This is a genomic window from Streptomyces liliiviolaceus (assembly GCF_018070025.1).
Taxonomy (GTDB): Bacteria; Actinomycetota; Actinomycetes; order Streptomycetales; family Streptomycetaceae; genus Streptomyces; species Streptomyces liliiviolaceus.
Genome location: NZ_JAGPYQ010000001.1, coordinates 5,184,034 through 5,200,019 on the forward strand (window position 1 = coordinate 5,184,034; position 15,986 = coordinate 5,200,019).

Sequence of the window (15,986 nt, forward strand, 5' to 3'; positions counted from 1 at the left end):
GAGCGAGCGGCGGGCGGCGGTCTCACGAGGAGGGCGCGGCCGGTGGCGGGCCGGCGGTCACAGGGGGACGACCTCCAGCAGTTCGTAGACCACCGGGCCCTCCGGTTCCGCCACGGTCGTGGTGTCGACCGTCCGCAGGGCCTGTCCCTCGGCCGCCGCCAGCTCTTCGAGTTCGGCGCGGCCGGCGCGGCTGCTCAGCGCGATCAGCACCTGTCCCCCGGGCGCCACATGACGCCGGGCCTCGCGGAAGTACCGTCGGTGCGCGTCGTATCCGGGGTCGACATAGGCCAACTCGTGCACGTTGATGTCGAGTTCGGGCGGGGCCCACACGTTGTTGGAGTGCCAGTAGACGACGTCGAAGGCGGGTGCGTCGCCCAGGCCGTCGAAGAGGTCGCTCTCGACGCTGGTCACCTGGTGCGCTACGCCGAAGCGCTCCGCGTTGAGCGCGGTGTTGCGGACGGCGGCGGGGTTGAGGTCGGTGGCGTGGACGGCGCGGCAGCCGGCGAGGGCGGCGCTGACGGCGATCAGTCCGGTTCCGGAGCCGATCTCCAGGAAGGTCCCGCCGACCGGGAACTTCAGCAGATCGAGATGGGCCAGGCTGGATCTGGAGTCGGCCGGGGAGAACACGTCCGGCAGCAGGGTCCAGTGCCGGCCGCGCAGCTCGATGTCCGTGGGCTGCCGTACCTTCGCCCGGCTGGCTTCGCTGCGCTTGAGGGGCTGGGTGTAGTCGTACATTCAGCGCTCCGCGGGGGTCGTGGCGTAGTTCTCGATGTCGAAGCGGGCCAGGTCCTTGCGCAGCCGCTTGGTGGACCAGGGCCAGGTGACGAAGTTCTTGCCCTTCTCGTCGAGGTAGACGCTGGTGCAGCCGCCGTTGTTGTAGACGGTCGAGGCGAGACCGCGCTGCACCTCGTCGTTGAACGAGCGGAACGGCTCGGGCCTGATCTCCAGGGCGTCGAGGCCGCGGTCGCGTGCGGTGCGGATCGCGTCGACGATGTAGTCGAGCTGGGCCTCGGCGAGCGCGAGCAGCGAGTTGTACATGACGATGTTCGGGCCGAGCAGCAGATAGGCGTTGGGGAGGGCCGGCAGGGTGGTCGCCCGGTAGGCCTCGGGGCTGTCGACAGCCCAGGTGTCGGCGAGCGTCCCGCCGTCGCGGCCCCGGATGCGTTCGGCGATCGGCGGATGGCGCAGCTCGAAACCGGAGCCGAGGACGATGACGTCCGCTTCGGCGCGCTCGCCGTTCGCGGCGACGAGTTCGCTGCCCTCGACGGCGGCTAGGGCGTGCGGGACGAGCCGGACGTTGGGCCGGGACATGGCGGGCAGATAGGTGTTGGAGAGCAGCAGCCGTTTGCAGCCGATGGTGAAGTCCGGGGTGAGCCGGGCGCGCAGTTCCGGATCGGGCACCTGGCGTTTGAGGACGCGTTTGCCGACCGGCGTGAGCAGCCGTGCGACGCGCGCGCGGCGCATGAGGAGCGCCAGCGTCCTGAGGACGGCGTCGCAGATCCCGCGGAACAGCCGCTGGGTGAACGGTACGTGCCGGAAGAGGCGTTGGACGGGCCGTGGGACCCGGAAGTCGAGCCGGGGCATGACCCAGGCGGCGGTGCGCTGGAAGACGTACAGCTCGCGCACCTGTGGCTGTATCTCGGGGATGAGCTGGACGGCCGAGCAGCCGGTGCCGACGACGGCGACCCGTTTGCCGGTCAGGTCCACGTCGTGGTTCCAGCGGGCCGAGTGGAACACGGGCCCGGGGAAGGCGTCCAGTCCTGGCAGGTCCGGGACGATCGGCTCGTGGAGGAGGCCGGAGGCGAAGACGACGTGCTGGGCGATGTACCGTCCCCGGCTGGTGTCCAGCACCCAGCGCCGGCGCTCCTGGGACCAGGAGGCGTCGAGGAGTTCGGTGCCGAGGCGCAGTCGCGGGGCCAGACGGAACTTGTCGACGGTGGCCTCGATGTAGGACAGCAGCTCGGGCTGGCCGACGAAGTTCCTGCTCCACTCCGGATTGGGGTTGAAGGAGAAGGAGTAGATCGGCGAGGGAATGTCGACGGCGCAGCCCGGATAGGTGTTCTCCCGCCAGGTCCCGCCGACCCGGTCGGCCTTCTCCAGGATCAGGAAGTCCGTGATGCCGCCGCGTCGCAGTTTGACCGCCGCGGCAATTCCCGATAATCCCGCGCCGATGACGATGACATGCGCGTATCGTTCCCCGGTCGGGTCCGGGGTCGCGGCCGCACTGGCGTCCGGATTGGCGTCCGGGATCGCGTCGTTCGCCGATACGGGCATGGGTTTCCCCTTGTCGTCGATCTGTGCGCGGATCGCCTTTCCGAGGCTATCCGGTTTCGCCGCGTTCCAGAATCGCCTTGCTCAACCGCAGTTCACGTTCGACGGACGTGGGCAGTGTGCGCCTGAGTACCGGGTCGAGCATCCACCGGGTGAAGGGGTTGAAGCGGAAGGAGATCATCCGCGTGGCCCGGATCCCGTCGTCCACGGGCTCGCAGGAGAACCGTGCGCCGAATTCCGCCATGCGGTGGTTGAACTTGTTGAGAGGCAGCGGAGCCAGCTGAATGTCGATGCTTTTGCCCGGGGTGAGCCGCATCTGGGCAATTGCTTTCGGCTCCGGAAGGCGCAGTCCGGGCAGTCGTGGCTGGAACTTGAACTCGGTGAGATTGCCGTCCCTGCGCACCCAGGAGATCGCGCCGATCTTGTCGTCGACTTCGATGTACCGCTCGACGTCCAGCACAAAGCCGAGAAAGGCTTCCGGTGTACAGGCGATTGTCTGTTCTTTCTCCACCTTGACCATGCCGTCACACTACCGGCTTGACAGCTTCCACCCCTTCCGCATGCCTCCACTCGTTTCAGCCGACCGAAAGGATCGCGTCACGGCCGTTCATAGATAGGCCCGGGCGTGCAGCACGGCCAGTTCGGCCAGTTCACCCTCGGCGGACAGTTCGCCTTTGGCGGCCAGGTCACCTTCGGCGGCCGGTGCGCCGGATGCGCTCGGTGCGGCCGGGCTGCCGCGCACGCGCCGGGTCGCGACCCGGCACCATGCCAGCAGCGAGCCGCGCAGCACATCGGTGGCGTCGGCCGGGCCGACCATGTGTCCAGTGCCGTCGCGCTCAGTCAACTCCAGGCGCAGAGTGCGACCTTGGGGCCGCCGCACCCGGCCCATGGCCAGCGCGTAGTGCAGGGTGGAGTGGCCGAGGACGGCGATCCGGCGCAGCCGTGGTGTCTCGTCCACCGGGAGTCCCAGTGCGTCACGGATGTCGAGGCCGTGCGCCCAGTGCTCCATGAGCCGGGCGGCCGCGAACGTCTCCGTGTTCATGCCGAAGCCCCAGGCCACGCGGTCCTCGGGGGCACGCTCGGCCAGTAGTCGACGGGTTCGCGCTGCGGCGCGGTCCCACCACGCGGTCAGGTCACCGGGCGGAAGTCCGTCGCCCCGGCGGCAGCCCGCGGCGGTGAAGTCCTCGGCCGTCGCGTACCGGGGCACGGTCCTCGTGAAGGCGCGCGGCCCGTCGGCCAGGGTGTCCGCGGCGACCTCTTCGGTGTCGGCGAGATGCGCCACCTGGTCGGCGACGGTCCAGCCGTCCGCCGCCGAGGGCCGCGGCCAGTCCGCGTCCTGGAGGGCCCCCAGCAGCGCGGCGAACTCCCGCTGCTCGTCGGCAAGATCGGCCAGTGCCTCCCGTACGGGAATCACAGCACCGCCACCGTTCCGGCCGAGCCGTCGACCGCGAGCGGGCGTCCCGAGCCCAGGCGGGCCAGCGCCGCGGCGCCCACCCCGGTCACGCAGGGCACCCCCAACTCCCGGGCGACGATGGCCGCGTGGCACAGCATGCCGCCCTCGGCGGTGACCAGAGCGGCCGCCTCCGCCATCAGCGGGACCCAGTCCGGGTCGGTGTGCTCCGTCAGCAGAACCGCGCCGGGCTCCCAGCGCGGATCGTCGACGTCCCGCAGCCGCAGGCCCCGAGCGGTGGCCAGACCGCCGGAGGCCGCGATGCCGCGCACGAGCCGCTGACCACGCTCATCGGCAGGCTGGTCGGTTCGCCGGTCGCCGGGCTGGGCGGCCCTTTCAGCCGGCGCCTCGCCGAGCGCGGCCGTCATCGGACGGAACTGGAGCCACACCAGCGTCTCTTCGAGCTGTGCGAACTCCAGGTCGGCCGGGACGCCGAGTGCCTCCTGCACCATCGCGCACGCCGCGCCGACGGGCTGCCCTCCGCACTCCCACGCGTCGCGCTCCGATCCAGCTGTACGTCCCTCCGGCGTCCACTCCTCCCAGGCGGGGGTGACGGCACCGGAGACCAGCGTCTCCCCGCTGCCCTCGGTCCACTCCAGGCGGCCCCGGCCCGGCCCGCGGCCCAGCCAGAGGCCGCTGCGTACCGGAGGACGGAACGGCTGGAGCAGCACCGCCATCTCCACGTCGAGGGGTCCGGCGATCGTCCGTTCCCGGTATGCGGCGACCCGGCCGCTGTGCGCCGAGGCCCTGACGGCGGCGATCGCGTCGGCCACCTTCTCGGCCGGGACGTCGAGTTCGCTGCGGAACAGGCCGGCGTAACTCAGGCCGGTACCGTCCTCGACCGTGGCCGAGCTGCGCACCGCCCAGCGCGGCGCCACGGCCGTGAGCCGAGCCAGTGCCGCGGAGGTGGGAGCGGCGCCGACCGGCACCACCCAGGTGTCGGGGATCGCCGCCCCGGCCCGCAGCAGTGCGGCGAGCCCCACGGCCTTGCCGCCCAGCACGCTCCGGTCGCGGTCTCCGGCGTCCCCGGGCAGCCCGAGGTCGCCGGTGAGCCGCAGCAGTGCGTCGGGGCCGCTCATCGTGGCGTCCTGTCCCGTTCCTCGGTCTCCCGCTCGATCTTCAGCGAGACCAGCAGATCGCGGTGCAGCTCCATCCACACGTCGTGGTACGAGTCGCACAGCACACCGGTGAACGCCTGCTGCTCCCCTCCGCGCAGGCGGATCAGCGCGCGGGTGAGCCCGTCGGTGTAGCGCCCGAAGCGGGGGCGCACGGCGGTGAGCCGGTCCACGACCGGCATGGACTCCTCGTGCAGCGCGCCGAGTTCGTCGAACCGCGCCCGGTCGTACGCAGGATCGGTGTGGTCGTTGGTCACGCCGTCACGGAGCTGCCAGCGGGTGCACAGCTCCTTGAACCGGTCGTTCAGCGGCAGGAAGCGCTCATATTCCGGTCGCAGTCGGTCGCGGGCGTCGCCGGTGAGGTCTTCGTCCAGCAGCGCGGCGTGCCGGTCGCGTCCCTCGGGTGTGACGCGCCACAGACCGCGGCGCTCCATGTGGGTGGCGAGCCCGTCCGCGCGCAGCTTCTCCAGTTCGGCGAGCACGTCCTCGCGCTCGTAGCGGCTGCCCGCCACCAGGGGATCGGTGGCGGCCATCCCCTTGAGGGCCAGCACGTGGAGCACATCGAACGCGGCGGTGTCGGGAAGCACGGCATCTCCCGTCGTCGTGGTCGGACGGTCGTCGGGTGGTCACATCGTCGTCGGGTGGTCGTCGGGCAGGGGGCGTCAGGAGGCGCGGTCGGCGCGCAGTTCGTCGAGGAGTCCTACGAGGTCGCCGACCGTCGAGATCCCGGCGGTGCGGGGGTTGTCCACCAGCGCCACGCCGAAGCGTTCCTCCAGGGCGAGCAGGATCTCCAGGGTGGCCAGCGAGTCGACGCCCAGGTCCTGGACGATCCGGTCGGACGGCCGCAGGTCCCGCTGGACCCGTTTGACCTTGGCGTAGATCTCCTCCAGTGCCGTGAGCGCCTCACTGGGTGTCGAAGTGCGGTCAGGAACGGTCAAAGATGTTCACCTCTCCGGTACTGCCATTGATGGAGACGGCCGTGCCCGCGGGCAGGGAGGCGGCTCCGGGGTAGCCCACGACGCAGGGAATCCCGTACTCGCGGGCGAGGATGGCGATGTGCGACAGGTCGCTGCCGCGTTCGCTGAGGACGCCTTCGGCGAAGGGCAGCAACGGGGCGATGTCCGCGTCCGCCGACGAGCAGACGATGATCACCGGTTCGTCGGGCAGGTCGTCCTGCGGGGCCATCACCGTGCCGGTGCCGATGCCCGGCGCCACGCCGCGCTGTTCCTGGGGTGTCGTGCTGAGCCACGGCCGCATGACGTCGTCGCCGGCGCTCAGGTCGAGGTGTTCGGGCATCGGGGTGGCGAGCGCCGCCCGGCAGGCCTCGACCCGCGGCCGGGCCCGTTCGATCCGTCCCGGTGAGGTCGCCAGATCCGTGAACTCCCGCAGTGTCAGATACGGCCACAGCCGCTCGGCGTCCTCTCCGAGTGAGGTCGCCAGCGCCGGGAGCAGCCGCCGGTAGATGTGCAGGGTGCGCATCGCCAGCGACTTGGAGTGTTCGCGGCCGGCCATCATCTCGCCGACGGCGACCGCCAGGGACCGTACGGTGCGGCTGCGCCACGGGGACACCATCCCGGCGAGCGCCTCGGCCGGGTCGATCGGGGCGACGGCGGCCTCGGTGCCGCCGCTCGCGACCTGTTTGTGCCGCACGGCGTAGTCCTGCCAGGGGGCCAGTCCGTCGGCGACCTCGTAGAAGGACGAGGACAGGAAGTCGCCCGGTCCGTGGGGGTCGAGGGTGGAGGCGGCGGTGTGCAGCCGGTCCCAGACCAGTTCGCGGGGCCGCGTCAGCCAGTGCGCGATCTCCTCGCCGTGCCGCAGCAGCTTGCCGTAGACCCGGCGTTGCAGTGCGCGCACCGGTACGAGACCGGAGGTGGTGAGGATGTGCACCGCCCATGCCTCCTCCAGGACGGGCTGTGCGTCACGCAGTACCCCGGCCAGGGCGATCGGGCTGTTCGCGGTGGTCGCGGCGCGCAGCCCCCACTCCAGTTCGGCGACCTGTTCCTCCAGGGCGCGCAGCCGTGGTCCGGCGTCCCGCATCTCGCGCAGCAGCCGGGCGGAGCCGGCCCACTGGCGGGTCCGGCCGGAGCGCAGGGCGGTGAGTTCCGCCGGGGAGTCGACGCCCTCGAAGTAGGCGTCGGTGACGTCGCTGGGCCGCAGGCCCGGGATGGACGCGGACAGATGACAGTACGCGGCCAGGTTGTGGTACGGGCGGCAGCCGAAGTAGCCGACGAAGACGTAGTGGCCGCCCTCGGCCCACGCGGGGCGCCCCCACAGCCGCCGGGCCAGGGCGCGGGTGCCGCGTTCCATGGGATCGCCCACCAGCGACCAGGACATGGGCGAGAGCCGCTGGGGGGCCACCTCGCCGAAGTTGCCCGCCGAGTAGACGGTGAAGTACGGATGCGGGTCGGTGTCCACCGACGCGGGTCGCGCGGTCATGAAAGGGCCCTCTTCTCCGCGCCTGCCCGCAAGGTCTCCGTGCTTGCCGTGCCTGCCCGCAGGGCCTCGCCGGTCGCGCCCAGGTAGTCGGGGTCGGGGACCGGCCAGGGTTCGGGGATCTCCTTGAGGACGTCGACGTCCAGGTCGAGCCAGGGCTCGGCGTAGTCGGCCAACTCCCTTGGGGTGCCGACGCGTTCACCGATCAGTCGGGTGAACCGGCCCAGTGGCGCGGCCTCCACGATCTTCGGTACGACGCCCCAGGGCCGGCACACCTCGGTGAAGACCTCGCCGAGGGTGGGCAGCGCCGGGTCGAACCAGGTCCAGGTGGCCCGTCCGATGGGCTTGTCGAGGGCCTTGAGCACGATCTCCGCCGCCGAGGACACATCGGTGATCCAGCAGGGGAAGTCGCCTCGGCGGGCCAGATGGACGGGGTAGCCCGCGAGCAGGTGAGGGAACGCCATCGGCAGTCCGTGCCGGGTGTCGGGGCGTCCGCCGCGCGGGTCGGGTCCGAGCACCGGGCCGAAGCGCACGACGCCGACGGGCAGTTCGGGTGTGTCCCGCACGAGGCGTTCGGCGCAGTACTTGCCGTACTCGTACCAGTTGCGAAACCGCTGGCCCGTGTACAGCTCGCGGTTGGTGATCCGGCCCTCGGAGCGGCCGAGCGCGAGCAGTGAGGAGACGTGCACGGCCTGCCGCAGGTGCGGGAGTTCCCGCAGGAAGGCCAGTGCCGAGCGGGTCCCGGAGCTGTGGGTCTCCAGGACCTCGCCGGGTCCGGAGGTCCAGGAGACCGAGCCGAAGCAGAACACGACGTGGGTGGTCTCCGTCCGGACCCGGGCCAGCTCGGCGGCGGACAGGCCGAGGCGCGGCAGCCGTACGTCGCCGCGTACGCCCTCGCCGGCGGTGGCGCGGCCGGAGCGTGACAGGACCCGGACCGTGGCGCCGGAGCGGACGCAGGCCTGCGCCACGGCCGTGCCGAGGAATCCGGAGCCGCCCAGGATCAACACGTTCATGCCAGGAACCTCGACAATCCGTGGTCGGCGGGGGCCAGGGGCCGTTGGGGCTCCGGCAGGTCGAACAGCAGCCGGGCCAGCAGTTCGGCGGAGGGCTCCGGCAGTCGTCCGTCGACCAACTGGGCCAGCCGTCCGCGTTCCATCACCCGGTCCAGACCGATGTAGCGCAGCCCGATGAGGCTGTTGCGCCAGGCCGGTGAGAGGGGCAGGAAACGTTCGGCGTTGGCCGAGAGCCACAGCACCTGTTCGGCGGAGGCGGGCACGAGCCGGACCCATTTGCCGAAGGCCAGGGGCGACAGGGCGCGCGCCGTCTCCAGCAGGGCCCGCAGGGTCGGGGCCCGTTCCCCGGCCGAGAGATGGGTGATGACGGGCTCGGGGTGAGGTCCCGACCGGCGCAGTCCGGCCACCGAGTCCAGCAGGGTGCCGGCCGCCAGGTCGCGGGGCAGGACGTCGACCTTGGCGCCGCGCATGGCGGGCAGGACCCGGCCGGGCAGTTCGTCCCACCGTTCGGCCAGCAGGTACAGCGAATTGCGCTTGCGGGTGGCGCCGGTGCGGGAGTCGCCGAGCAGTGCGGCGACCCGGCTGATGAGGATGTCGGGGCCGCCGGGCCCGTGCTGCCGCTCCAGTTCCCGTTCGGCCAGCCACTTGCTGTGTTCGTACGCGGTGCGGTGGCGGTCGGGGGCGAGCGGTGTCTCGGCGATGCGGCCGAGGGTGCCGCCGACGACGTAGATCGAGGACGCCTGGACGTAGGCCACGCGGCGGCCGGAGCGGCGTTGCAGTTCACGGGCCACGTCGTAGCCGTTGCGGGCGCCCAGGACGTTGACGGCGTACAGGTCGCGGCCGCTGCCCGCCCAGTTGGTGTCCCCGGCGAGGTTGACGACGGCGTCCACGTCGTCCGCGAGCGCGTCCAGATCGGCTTCGCCTAGGCCCCACAGGGGTTCGCGGACGTCGCCGGTGACCTGGACGGCGGCCAGGGACGGGAAGGCCCGCTCGAAGGGGACCTGGCCGGGGCGGGCGGGGCGTACCAGGGGCACGAGCGTGACACCGCGCTCGGGCGCGATCTCGGCGACGGCGGTGCCGAGTTGTCCGGTGACTCCGGTGAGCAGCAGTTTCATCCGAGGTCGACACTCTCGTCGTAGGCGGCGTCGTCGGGGACCAGTCCGCCGGCGACCAGTTCCCACAGCATCTCGTCGGTCCCGCCGCCGATCCGGGCCAGTCGGGAGTCGCGCCACATGCGGGACATCGGTGTCTCGTCCTCCAGATAGCCGGGGCCGCCGAACAGGTGCATGCACTCGCTCGTCACCTCGGCGACGAACCGGGCCGCGGTGGTCTTGAGCGCCGCGATCTCCCGGGTGCCGCACGCGCCCGGCACCGGCACGCCCTGGGCGGCGGCGTAGACGGCGAAGCGCAGCGCCACCAGCCGGGAGGACAGTTCGGCCAGGCGCAGCCGCAGGGCCTGCTGCTCCATGAGCGGTCCGCCGAACTGCTCGCGGCGCTGGAGGTGGGCGGTGGCGAGGCCGATGGCGCGGGCGGCGCCGCCGACGGCCTGGGCGGCGATGGAGAGCCGTTCGTGGTTGAGCCCCCAGGTCGCGACGAGCAGTCCGCTGCCGGGCCGGCCGACCAGGGCCTCCTCGGGCACCTCGGCGTCGACCAGCATCCAGGTGGTGTCGAGCGCGGCGGTGCCGGCCTTGCTGAGCCGCTTGCGGGGAGTGAGTCCGGAGGCGGGGACGGCGAGCAGCCCGAGACGTCCGGCGACCGGTCCCGCGCCCTCGTCGAGGCGGCACAGCAGCAGGGCGATGTCGCAGACCAGGCCGAGCGACAGGTATTTCTTCTCGCCCGTCACGTGCCAGCCGCCGGGAGTCCTGCGGGCCACGGTGCGCACGCCGTTGAGGTCCGAGCCGCCGGTGGGTTCCGAGGCGCCGAGGCAGCCCACGAGCCGTCCGTCCAGCGCCCGGTCCCGGTACTCGGCGAGCAGCGGGGTGTCGCCGTAACGGGTGAGGACCGACAGGACCGTCTCGCAGTGCAGGCTGAGCCCGACCGACAGGCCCGCGTGCCCGAGCCGGCCGCTCTCCTCGGCGATGATCACTGCGAGTCCGGGATCGCCGTACGGTTCGGCGGGGTCGGCCTGCGCCCAGCGCTCCCGGAAGAGTCCTGCGGCGCCGAGTCCGGCCAGCAGCTCCCGAGGGAACAGGCCTTCCGACTCGGCCTGTCGGGCGACGGGTTCGAAGGTCTGCCGCAGCAGTCCCGCGATCCGTTCGCGGGCCTCCTCCACGCGTTCGCCGAACGGTCCCGCCGCGAACAGGCGGGAGGTCAGCGCCGGTGTGTCCACCACACTCACGAGTCGCTGCGCTCCTTCAGTTCGCCCGCCAAGTAGGCCAGCCACAGCGAACGGCGGCGGGGCTTGCGGCTGGAGGTCAGCGGGATGGTCCCCCGCTTGACGGTCAGCACCTGGGCACGTCCCTCGTCGCCGGTGAACGACGTGATGACCGACAGCACGTCGTCGAGCCGGTCGCCCAGGGGGCGTTCGGTGACCACCAGGACGCGTGGCTCGCCGCGTACGACTCCGGCGACGACGGTGGCGTAGCGCTTGGAGACGGCTCCGGAGGCGACGAGTTCCAGTTCGATGTCCTCGACGAAGACGTTCTGGCCGTTGATCTTCACGCTGTCGCCGAGCCGGCCGATCACGTACAGCTCGCCGTCCAGCAGGAATCCGGCGTCGCCGGTGTACAGCTTGCCGCCGCCCAGCCTGGCCAGGTCCTCGGGGGTCGCGTCCGCGTAGCCCTCGGCGACCGAGGGGCCCTGGACGAAGATCTCGCCGAGGACGCCCTCCGGTTGCGGGGCGCCTTCCTCGTCCAGGATCTCCACGCGCGCGCTCTCCAGCGGCGGACCGCAGCTGACCTGCCAGTTCCAGGGTTCGGCGACCGGCTCGGTGCTGAGTTCGGTGCTCTCGCGCACGTCCAGTTTCTCGCCGAGGCGCCGTTCCAGTCCGCCGACGCGCACGAGCCGGGGCAGGTCCCCCTTGCCGACGCCGGTGACGGCGAGGGTGCCCTCGGCCAGGCCGTACGCGGGCATGAGTGCCCGGACGTCGAAGCCGTACGGGCCGAGCAGCGCGGCGAACCGGGCCAGCACCGCGGGGTCGATCCGCTCGGCGCCGCTGACGACGGCGGTCAGCGCGGAGAAGTCGAGCCCCTCCAGATGGTGGGGCCGGACCGTCGCCAGGACCCGCTCGAACCCGAAGTTGGGCATGCACATGGAGGTGTACGGGGTGCGGCCGTACTCGGCGAGCCAGCCGGGGGTGTCGCGGACGAACTGCTCCGGGCGCATCAGGGCGTGCTCCACCTGGAGGGTCAGCGCGCCCAGCAGTCCGCCGACCAGACCCATGTCGTGGTAGAGCGGCAGCCAGGTGACCGCGCCGTGGCCGACCGGGTCCATCCAGCTGCCGATCATGCGGAGGTTGGCGGCCAGGTTGGCGACCGAGACGCGCAGGGCGCGCGGGGAGCCGCGGGAGCCGGAGGTGAACTGGAGGACGGCGAGGTCGCCCCAGGCGCGCGGCGCCTCGTCGGGGCGGTCGGCGTAGCGCGGTGCGATGACCTCGGTGCCGCCGCCGATGCGGGCCACGTTCTCCCCGACGATGTCGTGGTAGCGCGGGTCGGCGATCGCGTGCCGGGGATGGATGCGGGCGGTGATGGCCTTCAGCTGGCTCTGGTAGCCCTCCCCCGCCCGCAGGGCGAGCGGCAGGGGCAGTACGGACGGGGTGGCGCCGATCGCCAGCAGCCCGAAGAACTGCGTGACGAAGTCCTCGCCGCCCGGCACCACCAGCGGTACGACGTCGCCGGGACGCACCCCGGCGTCGGCGAGCGCGGCGCCCGCGCCCAGGGTCCGGCGGGCCAGTTCGCGGTAGGTGAGTCGCTGCCAGGAGCCGTCGTCCAGCCGGAACCGCATCCCGCGTTCGTCGGACGGGGCGTCCAGCCAGCCGAGCAGCCGCTCGTGGTCGGCCGTCTTACGCTGCGACAAGGTGACCCTCCCCCTTCACGTGGCCGGCTGGGCGCCGGGGTCCGGGGCCCACAACTGGCGGGCCAGTTCCAGCCGCCGCACCTTGGCGGTGGCGGTGCGCGGCAGTTCGGCGAGGCGCAGTTGGACGGGAGGACGCATGGCGGGGAGCCCCGTGGTGGCGGCGGCCCACCGGGCGGGGTCCAGCGGGGTGTCGTCCCGGGTGACGACGACCGGGGTCGGCGCGCCCTCCTCGCCGGGGACGACGACGACCTCCAGCAGGACGTCGAGCCGCGACATGAGCGTGTCCTCGGCCTCCAGGGCGCTGCCGAAGCCGGGGATGACGTCGACCTCGCGGTCGGAGACGTGCAGACAGCCCCACCGGGTGCGGTGGCCGACGTCGCCCATGCGCCACCAGCAGTCGTCGAGCTGCTGCCGGAAGCGCGCGTCCTCGCCGAAGTAGGTGAGCGCCCGGCCGTCGGAGCGCACCTCGATGAAACCGGGTGTGCCGGGGCCGGGCGTACGGCCGTCGCGGTCGACGACCCGCACGGCGGTCATCCCGGGGAACGGGAAGCCGACGCACCGGCCGTCGGCGGACATCGCGCGCCGCCGTGAGGTGGCCCGGCCGACGGTCGGCCCGATCTCGCTCTGCCCGTACAGCTGCAGGTGGAAGGGGCGCCGGCGCCGGGAGGCGCCCAGGATCCGCTGCACGGTCCGCGGGTGGATGGCGTCGAACGTGGAGCTGAGGGCGAGCACGTTGGACAGGGGCCCGCGCGGGTCGTCGGCCAGCGTCTCCCATTCGACGAACGTGTTGGGGTGGGCCTCCAGGACGCCGGGTTTGACCTCGGCGAAGATGTCGGCGATCCGCTGGGGCGTGGCGTCCTTGGTGATGACGATCGGGAAGCCGCGGTCCAGCGCGATGGCGAGTGCGGTGACCAGACGCGAGTGGACGAACGAGACCCGCACGGCGAGGGTTTCGCGTCCGCGAATCAGCAACCGGGCACCGAGGGCCTGCGGGCGGTAGCGGGCGCGCAGGGAACGGGCCGTGTGGACGACCAGTTTGGGCACGTCGGTGGTGCCGGAGGTGTGGGTGAGCAGCGCGGGTCGGTCCGCCCGGGGCCTGGCGAACGGGCGCGGGTGCTCCGCCGGGTTCCGCCGGAGCGCGGTGGCGCCCTCGGCCTCGCCGGTCACCAGCAGGACGCGGGCGCAGCGGCCGGCCACCTCGGCGGGCAGTTCCTCCCGCAGCTTCTTCTCGTCGGTGATCAGATGCGGCCACGCGCAGCGTTCCAGCAGCCGTGTCACGGTCTCGCCGTCGAGGCTCGGGGAGAGGGCGACGGGAACGGCGCCGGTACGGGCCACCGCGCACATGAGCAGGAAGATGTCGAAGGAGTCCTGTTTGTATACGGCGACCTTGTCGCCCGGGCGGACATTCTGGTCGCGCAGGGCGGACGCCATTTCGGCGACGAGGTTCGCACAGGCGTAGACGGTGAGGTCACTGCCCAATTCCGGTGCGATGTCGAGTTCGTGGTCGAGGGTGATGCGCTGATAGGGGCTCTTCTTGGCGGCGCCGTCGAAGAAGGAACCCAGGAACAGTCCCCTGTTCCCGATGCGTTGCAGAATCACGGTGGTGCCACCTTCCACGGGCGTCCGCGTTCAGCCGTGCCATTCTCTGTGCTGTCGTCAGGAGCCTTGTTCCAGTCGGGTTTTGATGCGCGCGAGTGTCCGGCGTATGTCGCCCTGGATTTTGTCCGCCCAGTCGACGAGGAACTTCTTCACCTCGTCGTCGTTCATGCCGGAGAGAATTCCCCGCATGCCCTCGGTCAGTTCGCCCATCCAGAAGGCGTGGGTGAGTGCGCTGCCCTCCGCCGTCGGCTCGACCGTGAACGACCATACGCTTTCCTGGGCCCGCCCGCCGCTGTCCCTCATGGCCCAGCTGAACACCCGCGGCGGAACGGCTTCCACGATCTCGCATTGGGTGGTCCATTCGCCGCGTACGACCGGCGCCCAGGCGACCACTTCCGGCTCGCGGTGATTGCGGGCGGTGAAGACGGAGCCGACGGTCGCGGGATCTCCCGAGGTCCATTCACCGCCTTGGCACTCGGGGCTCCACTCGCCGCTCCTGGTCAGGTCGCTGACGTAGGCGAATACCGTCGCGGGATCGGCCTGTACGCCGGTCGTCACGTCGATGCGAAATGTCTCGGTGGAGCTCATGACTGCGTCACCCCTCCTACGGGACAACTGGACCGGCCGGATCGCCGGAAACGTCTGGCACGTCCAGGAGATCGAGCAGCTGCGCGGTGGTGTGCACGGCCGCACAGCAGCGGACGGCGTAATCGAGTGCGGAGCGGTGGTGTTCGGCGGTGAAATCGGCCACCGCGTCCGCGACCAGGAACGGCTGGATGTCGGAGCTGAAGGCGTCGACGGCGGTGATCAGGCAGCCGACATGGGCGTACACCCCGCACACGATCAGCTGGTCCCGTCCGGACTTCTCCATCACGTCACGGAGTTCGGAGCGGACGAACGCGCTGTAGCGCCACTTGGTGAGGACCAGGTCTCCGTCGGCCGGCTTCAGGGCGTCGACGATCGCGGTGTCGTGCTCCCGCGCGGACATTCCGGGGCCCCAGAAGTCGTGGAGCAGGCCGCGCTGTTCGCGGTCCATGTCGCCGGGCTGGGCCGAGTAGACCACCGGCATCCCGAGGGCGACGGCACGCTCGCGCAGGGCGCCGATGTGGGCCAGCAGTTCCTCGTACGGAGAACTGTCGGGGTCGAAGGGGGCGAGGAAGTACGCCTGCAGGTCGTGCAGGAAGAGGACGGCCCGGTCGGGGTCCGGCCGCCAGTCGACCTGGTTCGGGGGCAGTTCGGCGGCGGTGGGCATGGGATAGGGCGGGATGGCGGGGATGCTCATGTCCGCTGTTCACACCCCCAGGACGGCGCCGCCGTCGACGCACAGGTCCTGCATCGTGATGTGCCGGGCCCGGTCGGAGGCGAGGAAGACGACGGCGTCCGCGATGTCACCGGGTTCGGCGATCCGGCGCAGCGGAATTCCGGTCCTGTACGCCTCCGCGGAACCGTCGATCGTCGACTGGCGGCCCGATTCCGTCGTCCACAGCGAACGCAGCATCTCGGTGTCGGTGGAGCCGGGCGACACCACGTTGCAGCGAATTCCGTGTTCCGCCAGTTCCAGCCCGAGCGATTTGGTGAAGAGGGAGGCGGCGGCCTTCGAGGCGCCGTACGCGGCCATCTGCAATCGGGGTATCCGTCCGGCGTTGGAGGCGACGGTCACGATCGCGCCCTCTCCGCGTTCCCTCATTCGTGCGGCGACGGCCCGGGAGCAATGGAAGAGACCGTCGAGATTGGTGGAGAAGATTGCCCGCCAGTCCGTGTCGGACATGTCGACCAAGGTTCCGGAGCGCATGACTCCGGCGGCGTTCACCAGCAGGTCCACGGCACCGAGTTCGTTCTCGATCCGCTCGACCGTTTCCTCGATCCGGGCGGATACGGTGATGTCGGTGGGAAATGCGACGGCCTTCAGTCCGTCGGCTGCCGATTTCTCCACCAGATCGGCGAGTCCCGCCGGGTCCTTGTCCACGGCCGCCACCACGGCTCCGCGACTCGCGAGAGCGCGCACCACGGCGTTTCCGATTCCGCCCGCCGCTCCTGTCACCAGCGCGACGCGGGAGACGATTTCACTGTGCTCGGTCACCTTCCCACCTT

16 protein-coding genes are annotated in these 15,986 nt (G+C 71.4%); all 16 read right to left on the reverse strand.

The window, feature by feature from the left end; all coding sequences use genetic code 11:
• Window positions 1-57 precede the first annotated feature (57 nt).
• Window positions 58-735: a methyltransferase domain-containing protein gene (locus J8N05_RS22740; protein WP_210885368.1), complete on the reverse strand. Its 678-nt coding sequence runs from the start codon at window positions 733-735 to the stop codon at window positions 58-60.
• Window positions 736-2,274, reverse strand: a complete 1,539-nt coding sequence (locus J8N05_RS22745) for a flavin-containing monooxygenase (RefSeq protein ID WP_210885371.1) — start codon at window positions 2,272-2,274, stop codon at window positions 736-738.
• A 46-nt stretch (window positions 2,275-2,320) separates the two neighbouring features.
• Window positions 2,321-2,791, reverse strand: coding sequence for an SRPBCC family protein (locus tag J8N05_RS22750; protein WP_210885374.1), 471 nt, complete (start codon window positions 2,789-2,791; stop codon window positions 2,321-2,323).
• An 87-nt stretch (window positions 2,792-2,878) separates the two neighbouring features.
• Complete coding sequence (locus J8N05_RS22755) at window positions 2,879-3,685, reverse strand: maleylpyruvate isomerase family mycothiol-dependent enzyme (RefSeq protein ID WP_210885376.1); 807 nt, start codon at window positions 3,683-3,685, stop codon at window positions 2,879-2,881.
• Entirely contained in the window at window positions 3,682-4,800 is a 1,119-nt protein-coding gene (locus J8N05_RS22760) for a PEP-utilizing enzyme (RefSeq protein ID WP_210885379.1), read from the reverse strand. Before J8N05_RS22760 ends, J8N05_RS22755 begins: the two co-directional genes overlap by 4 nt.
• Window positions 4,797-5,423 carry a transcriptional regulator gene (locus J8N05_RS22765; protein ID WP_210885382.1) on the reverse strand — a complete coding sequence of 209 codons (627 nt, stop codon included), beginning with the start codon at window positions 5,421-5,423 and terminating at the stop codon, window positions 4,797-4,799. Before J8N05_RS22765 ends, J8N05_RS22760 begins: the two co-directional genes overlap by 4 nt.
• Window positions 5,424-5,498: 75 nt before the next feature.
• Window positions 5,499-5,774, reverse strand: coding sequence for an acyl carrier protein (locus J8N05_RS22770; protein WP_210885385.1), 276 nt, complete (start codon window positions 5,772-5,774; stop codon window positions 5,499-5,501).
• Window positions 5,761-7,272, reverse strand: a complete 1,512-nt coding sequence (locus J8N05_RS22775; protein ID WP_210885388.1) for a PEP-utilizing enzyme — start codon at window positions 7,270-7,272, stop codon at window positions 5,761-5,763. The genes J8N05_RS22770 and J8N05_RS22775 overlap by 14 nt, the downstream gene beginning before the upstream one ends.
• A complete protein-coding gene (locus J8N05_RS22780) occupies window positions 7,269-8,282 on the reverse strand; it encodes an SDR family oxidoreductase (protein ID WP_210885392.1) in 1,014 nt (337 codons plus the stop codon). The genes J8N05_RS22775 and J8N05_RS22780 overlap by 4 nt, the downstream gene beginning before the upstream one ends.
• Complete coding sequence (locus J8N05_RS22785; RefSeq protein ID WP_210885393.1) at window positions 8,279-9,397, reverse strand: SDR family oxidoreductase; 1,119 nt, start codon at window positions 9,395-9,397, stop codon at window positions 8,279-8,281. Before J8N05_RS22785 ends, J8N05_RS22780 begins: the two co-directional genes overlap by 4 nt.
• Window positions 9,394-10,620, reverse strand: a complete 1,227-nt coding sequence (locus tag J8N05_RS22790) for an acyl-CoA dehydrogenase family protein (RefSeq protein WP_210885394.1) — start codon at window positions 10,618-10,620, stop codon at window positions 9,394-9,396. The genes J8N05_RS22785 and J8N05_RS22790 overlap by 4 nt, the downstream gene beginning before the upstream one ends.
• On the reverse strand, window positions 10,617-12,296 hold the full coding sequence (locus tag J8N05_RS22795) for an AMP-binding protein (protein ID WP_210885395.1): 1,680 nt from the start codon (window positions 12,294-12,296) through the stop codon (window positions 10,617-10,619). Before J8N05_RS22795 ends, J8N05_RS22790 begins: the two co-directional genes overlap by 4 nt.
• 15 nt (window positions 12,297-12,311) lie before the next feature.
• Window positions 12,312-13,895: a class I adenylate-forming enzyme family protein gene (locus J8N05_RS22800; RefSeq protein WP_210885396.1), complete on the reverse strand. Its 1,584-nt coding sequence runs from the start codon at window positions 13,893-13,895 to the stop codon at window positions 12,312-12,314.
• A 57-nt stretch (window positions 13,896-13,952) separates the two neighbouring features.
• Entirely contained in the window at window positions 13,953-14,483 is a 531-nt protein-coding gene (locus J8N05_RS22805) for an SRPBCC family protein (RefSeq protein WP_210885397.1), read from the reverse strand.
• Between the two features lie 16 nt (window positions 14,484-14,499).
• Window positions 14,500-15,177 carry an isochorismatase family protein gene (locus tag J8N05_RS22810; protein ID WP_210885398.1) on the reverse strand — a complete coding sequence of 226 codons (678 nt, stop codon included), beginning with the start codon at window positions 15,175-15,177 and terminating at the stop codon, window positions 14,500-14,502.
• Window positions 15,178-15,186: 9 nt separating this feature from the next.
• Window positions 15,187-15,957 carry a 2,3-dihydro-2,3-dihydroxybenzoate dehydrogenase gene (locus J8N05_RS22815; protein ID WP_210890313.1) on the reverse strand — a complete coding sequence of 257 codons (771 nt, stop codon included), beginning with the start codon at window positions 15,955-15,957 and terminating at the stop codon, window positions 15,187-15,189.
• Between the last annotated feature and the right edge of the window lie 29 nt (window positions 15,958-15,986).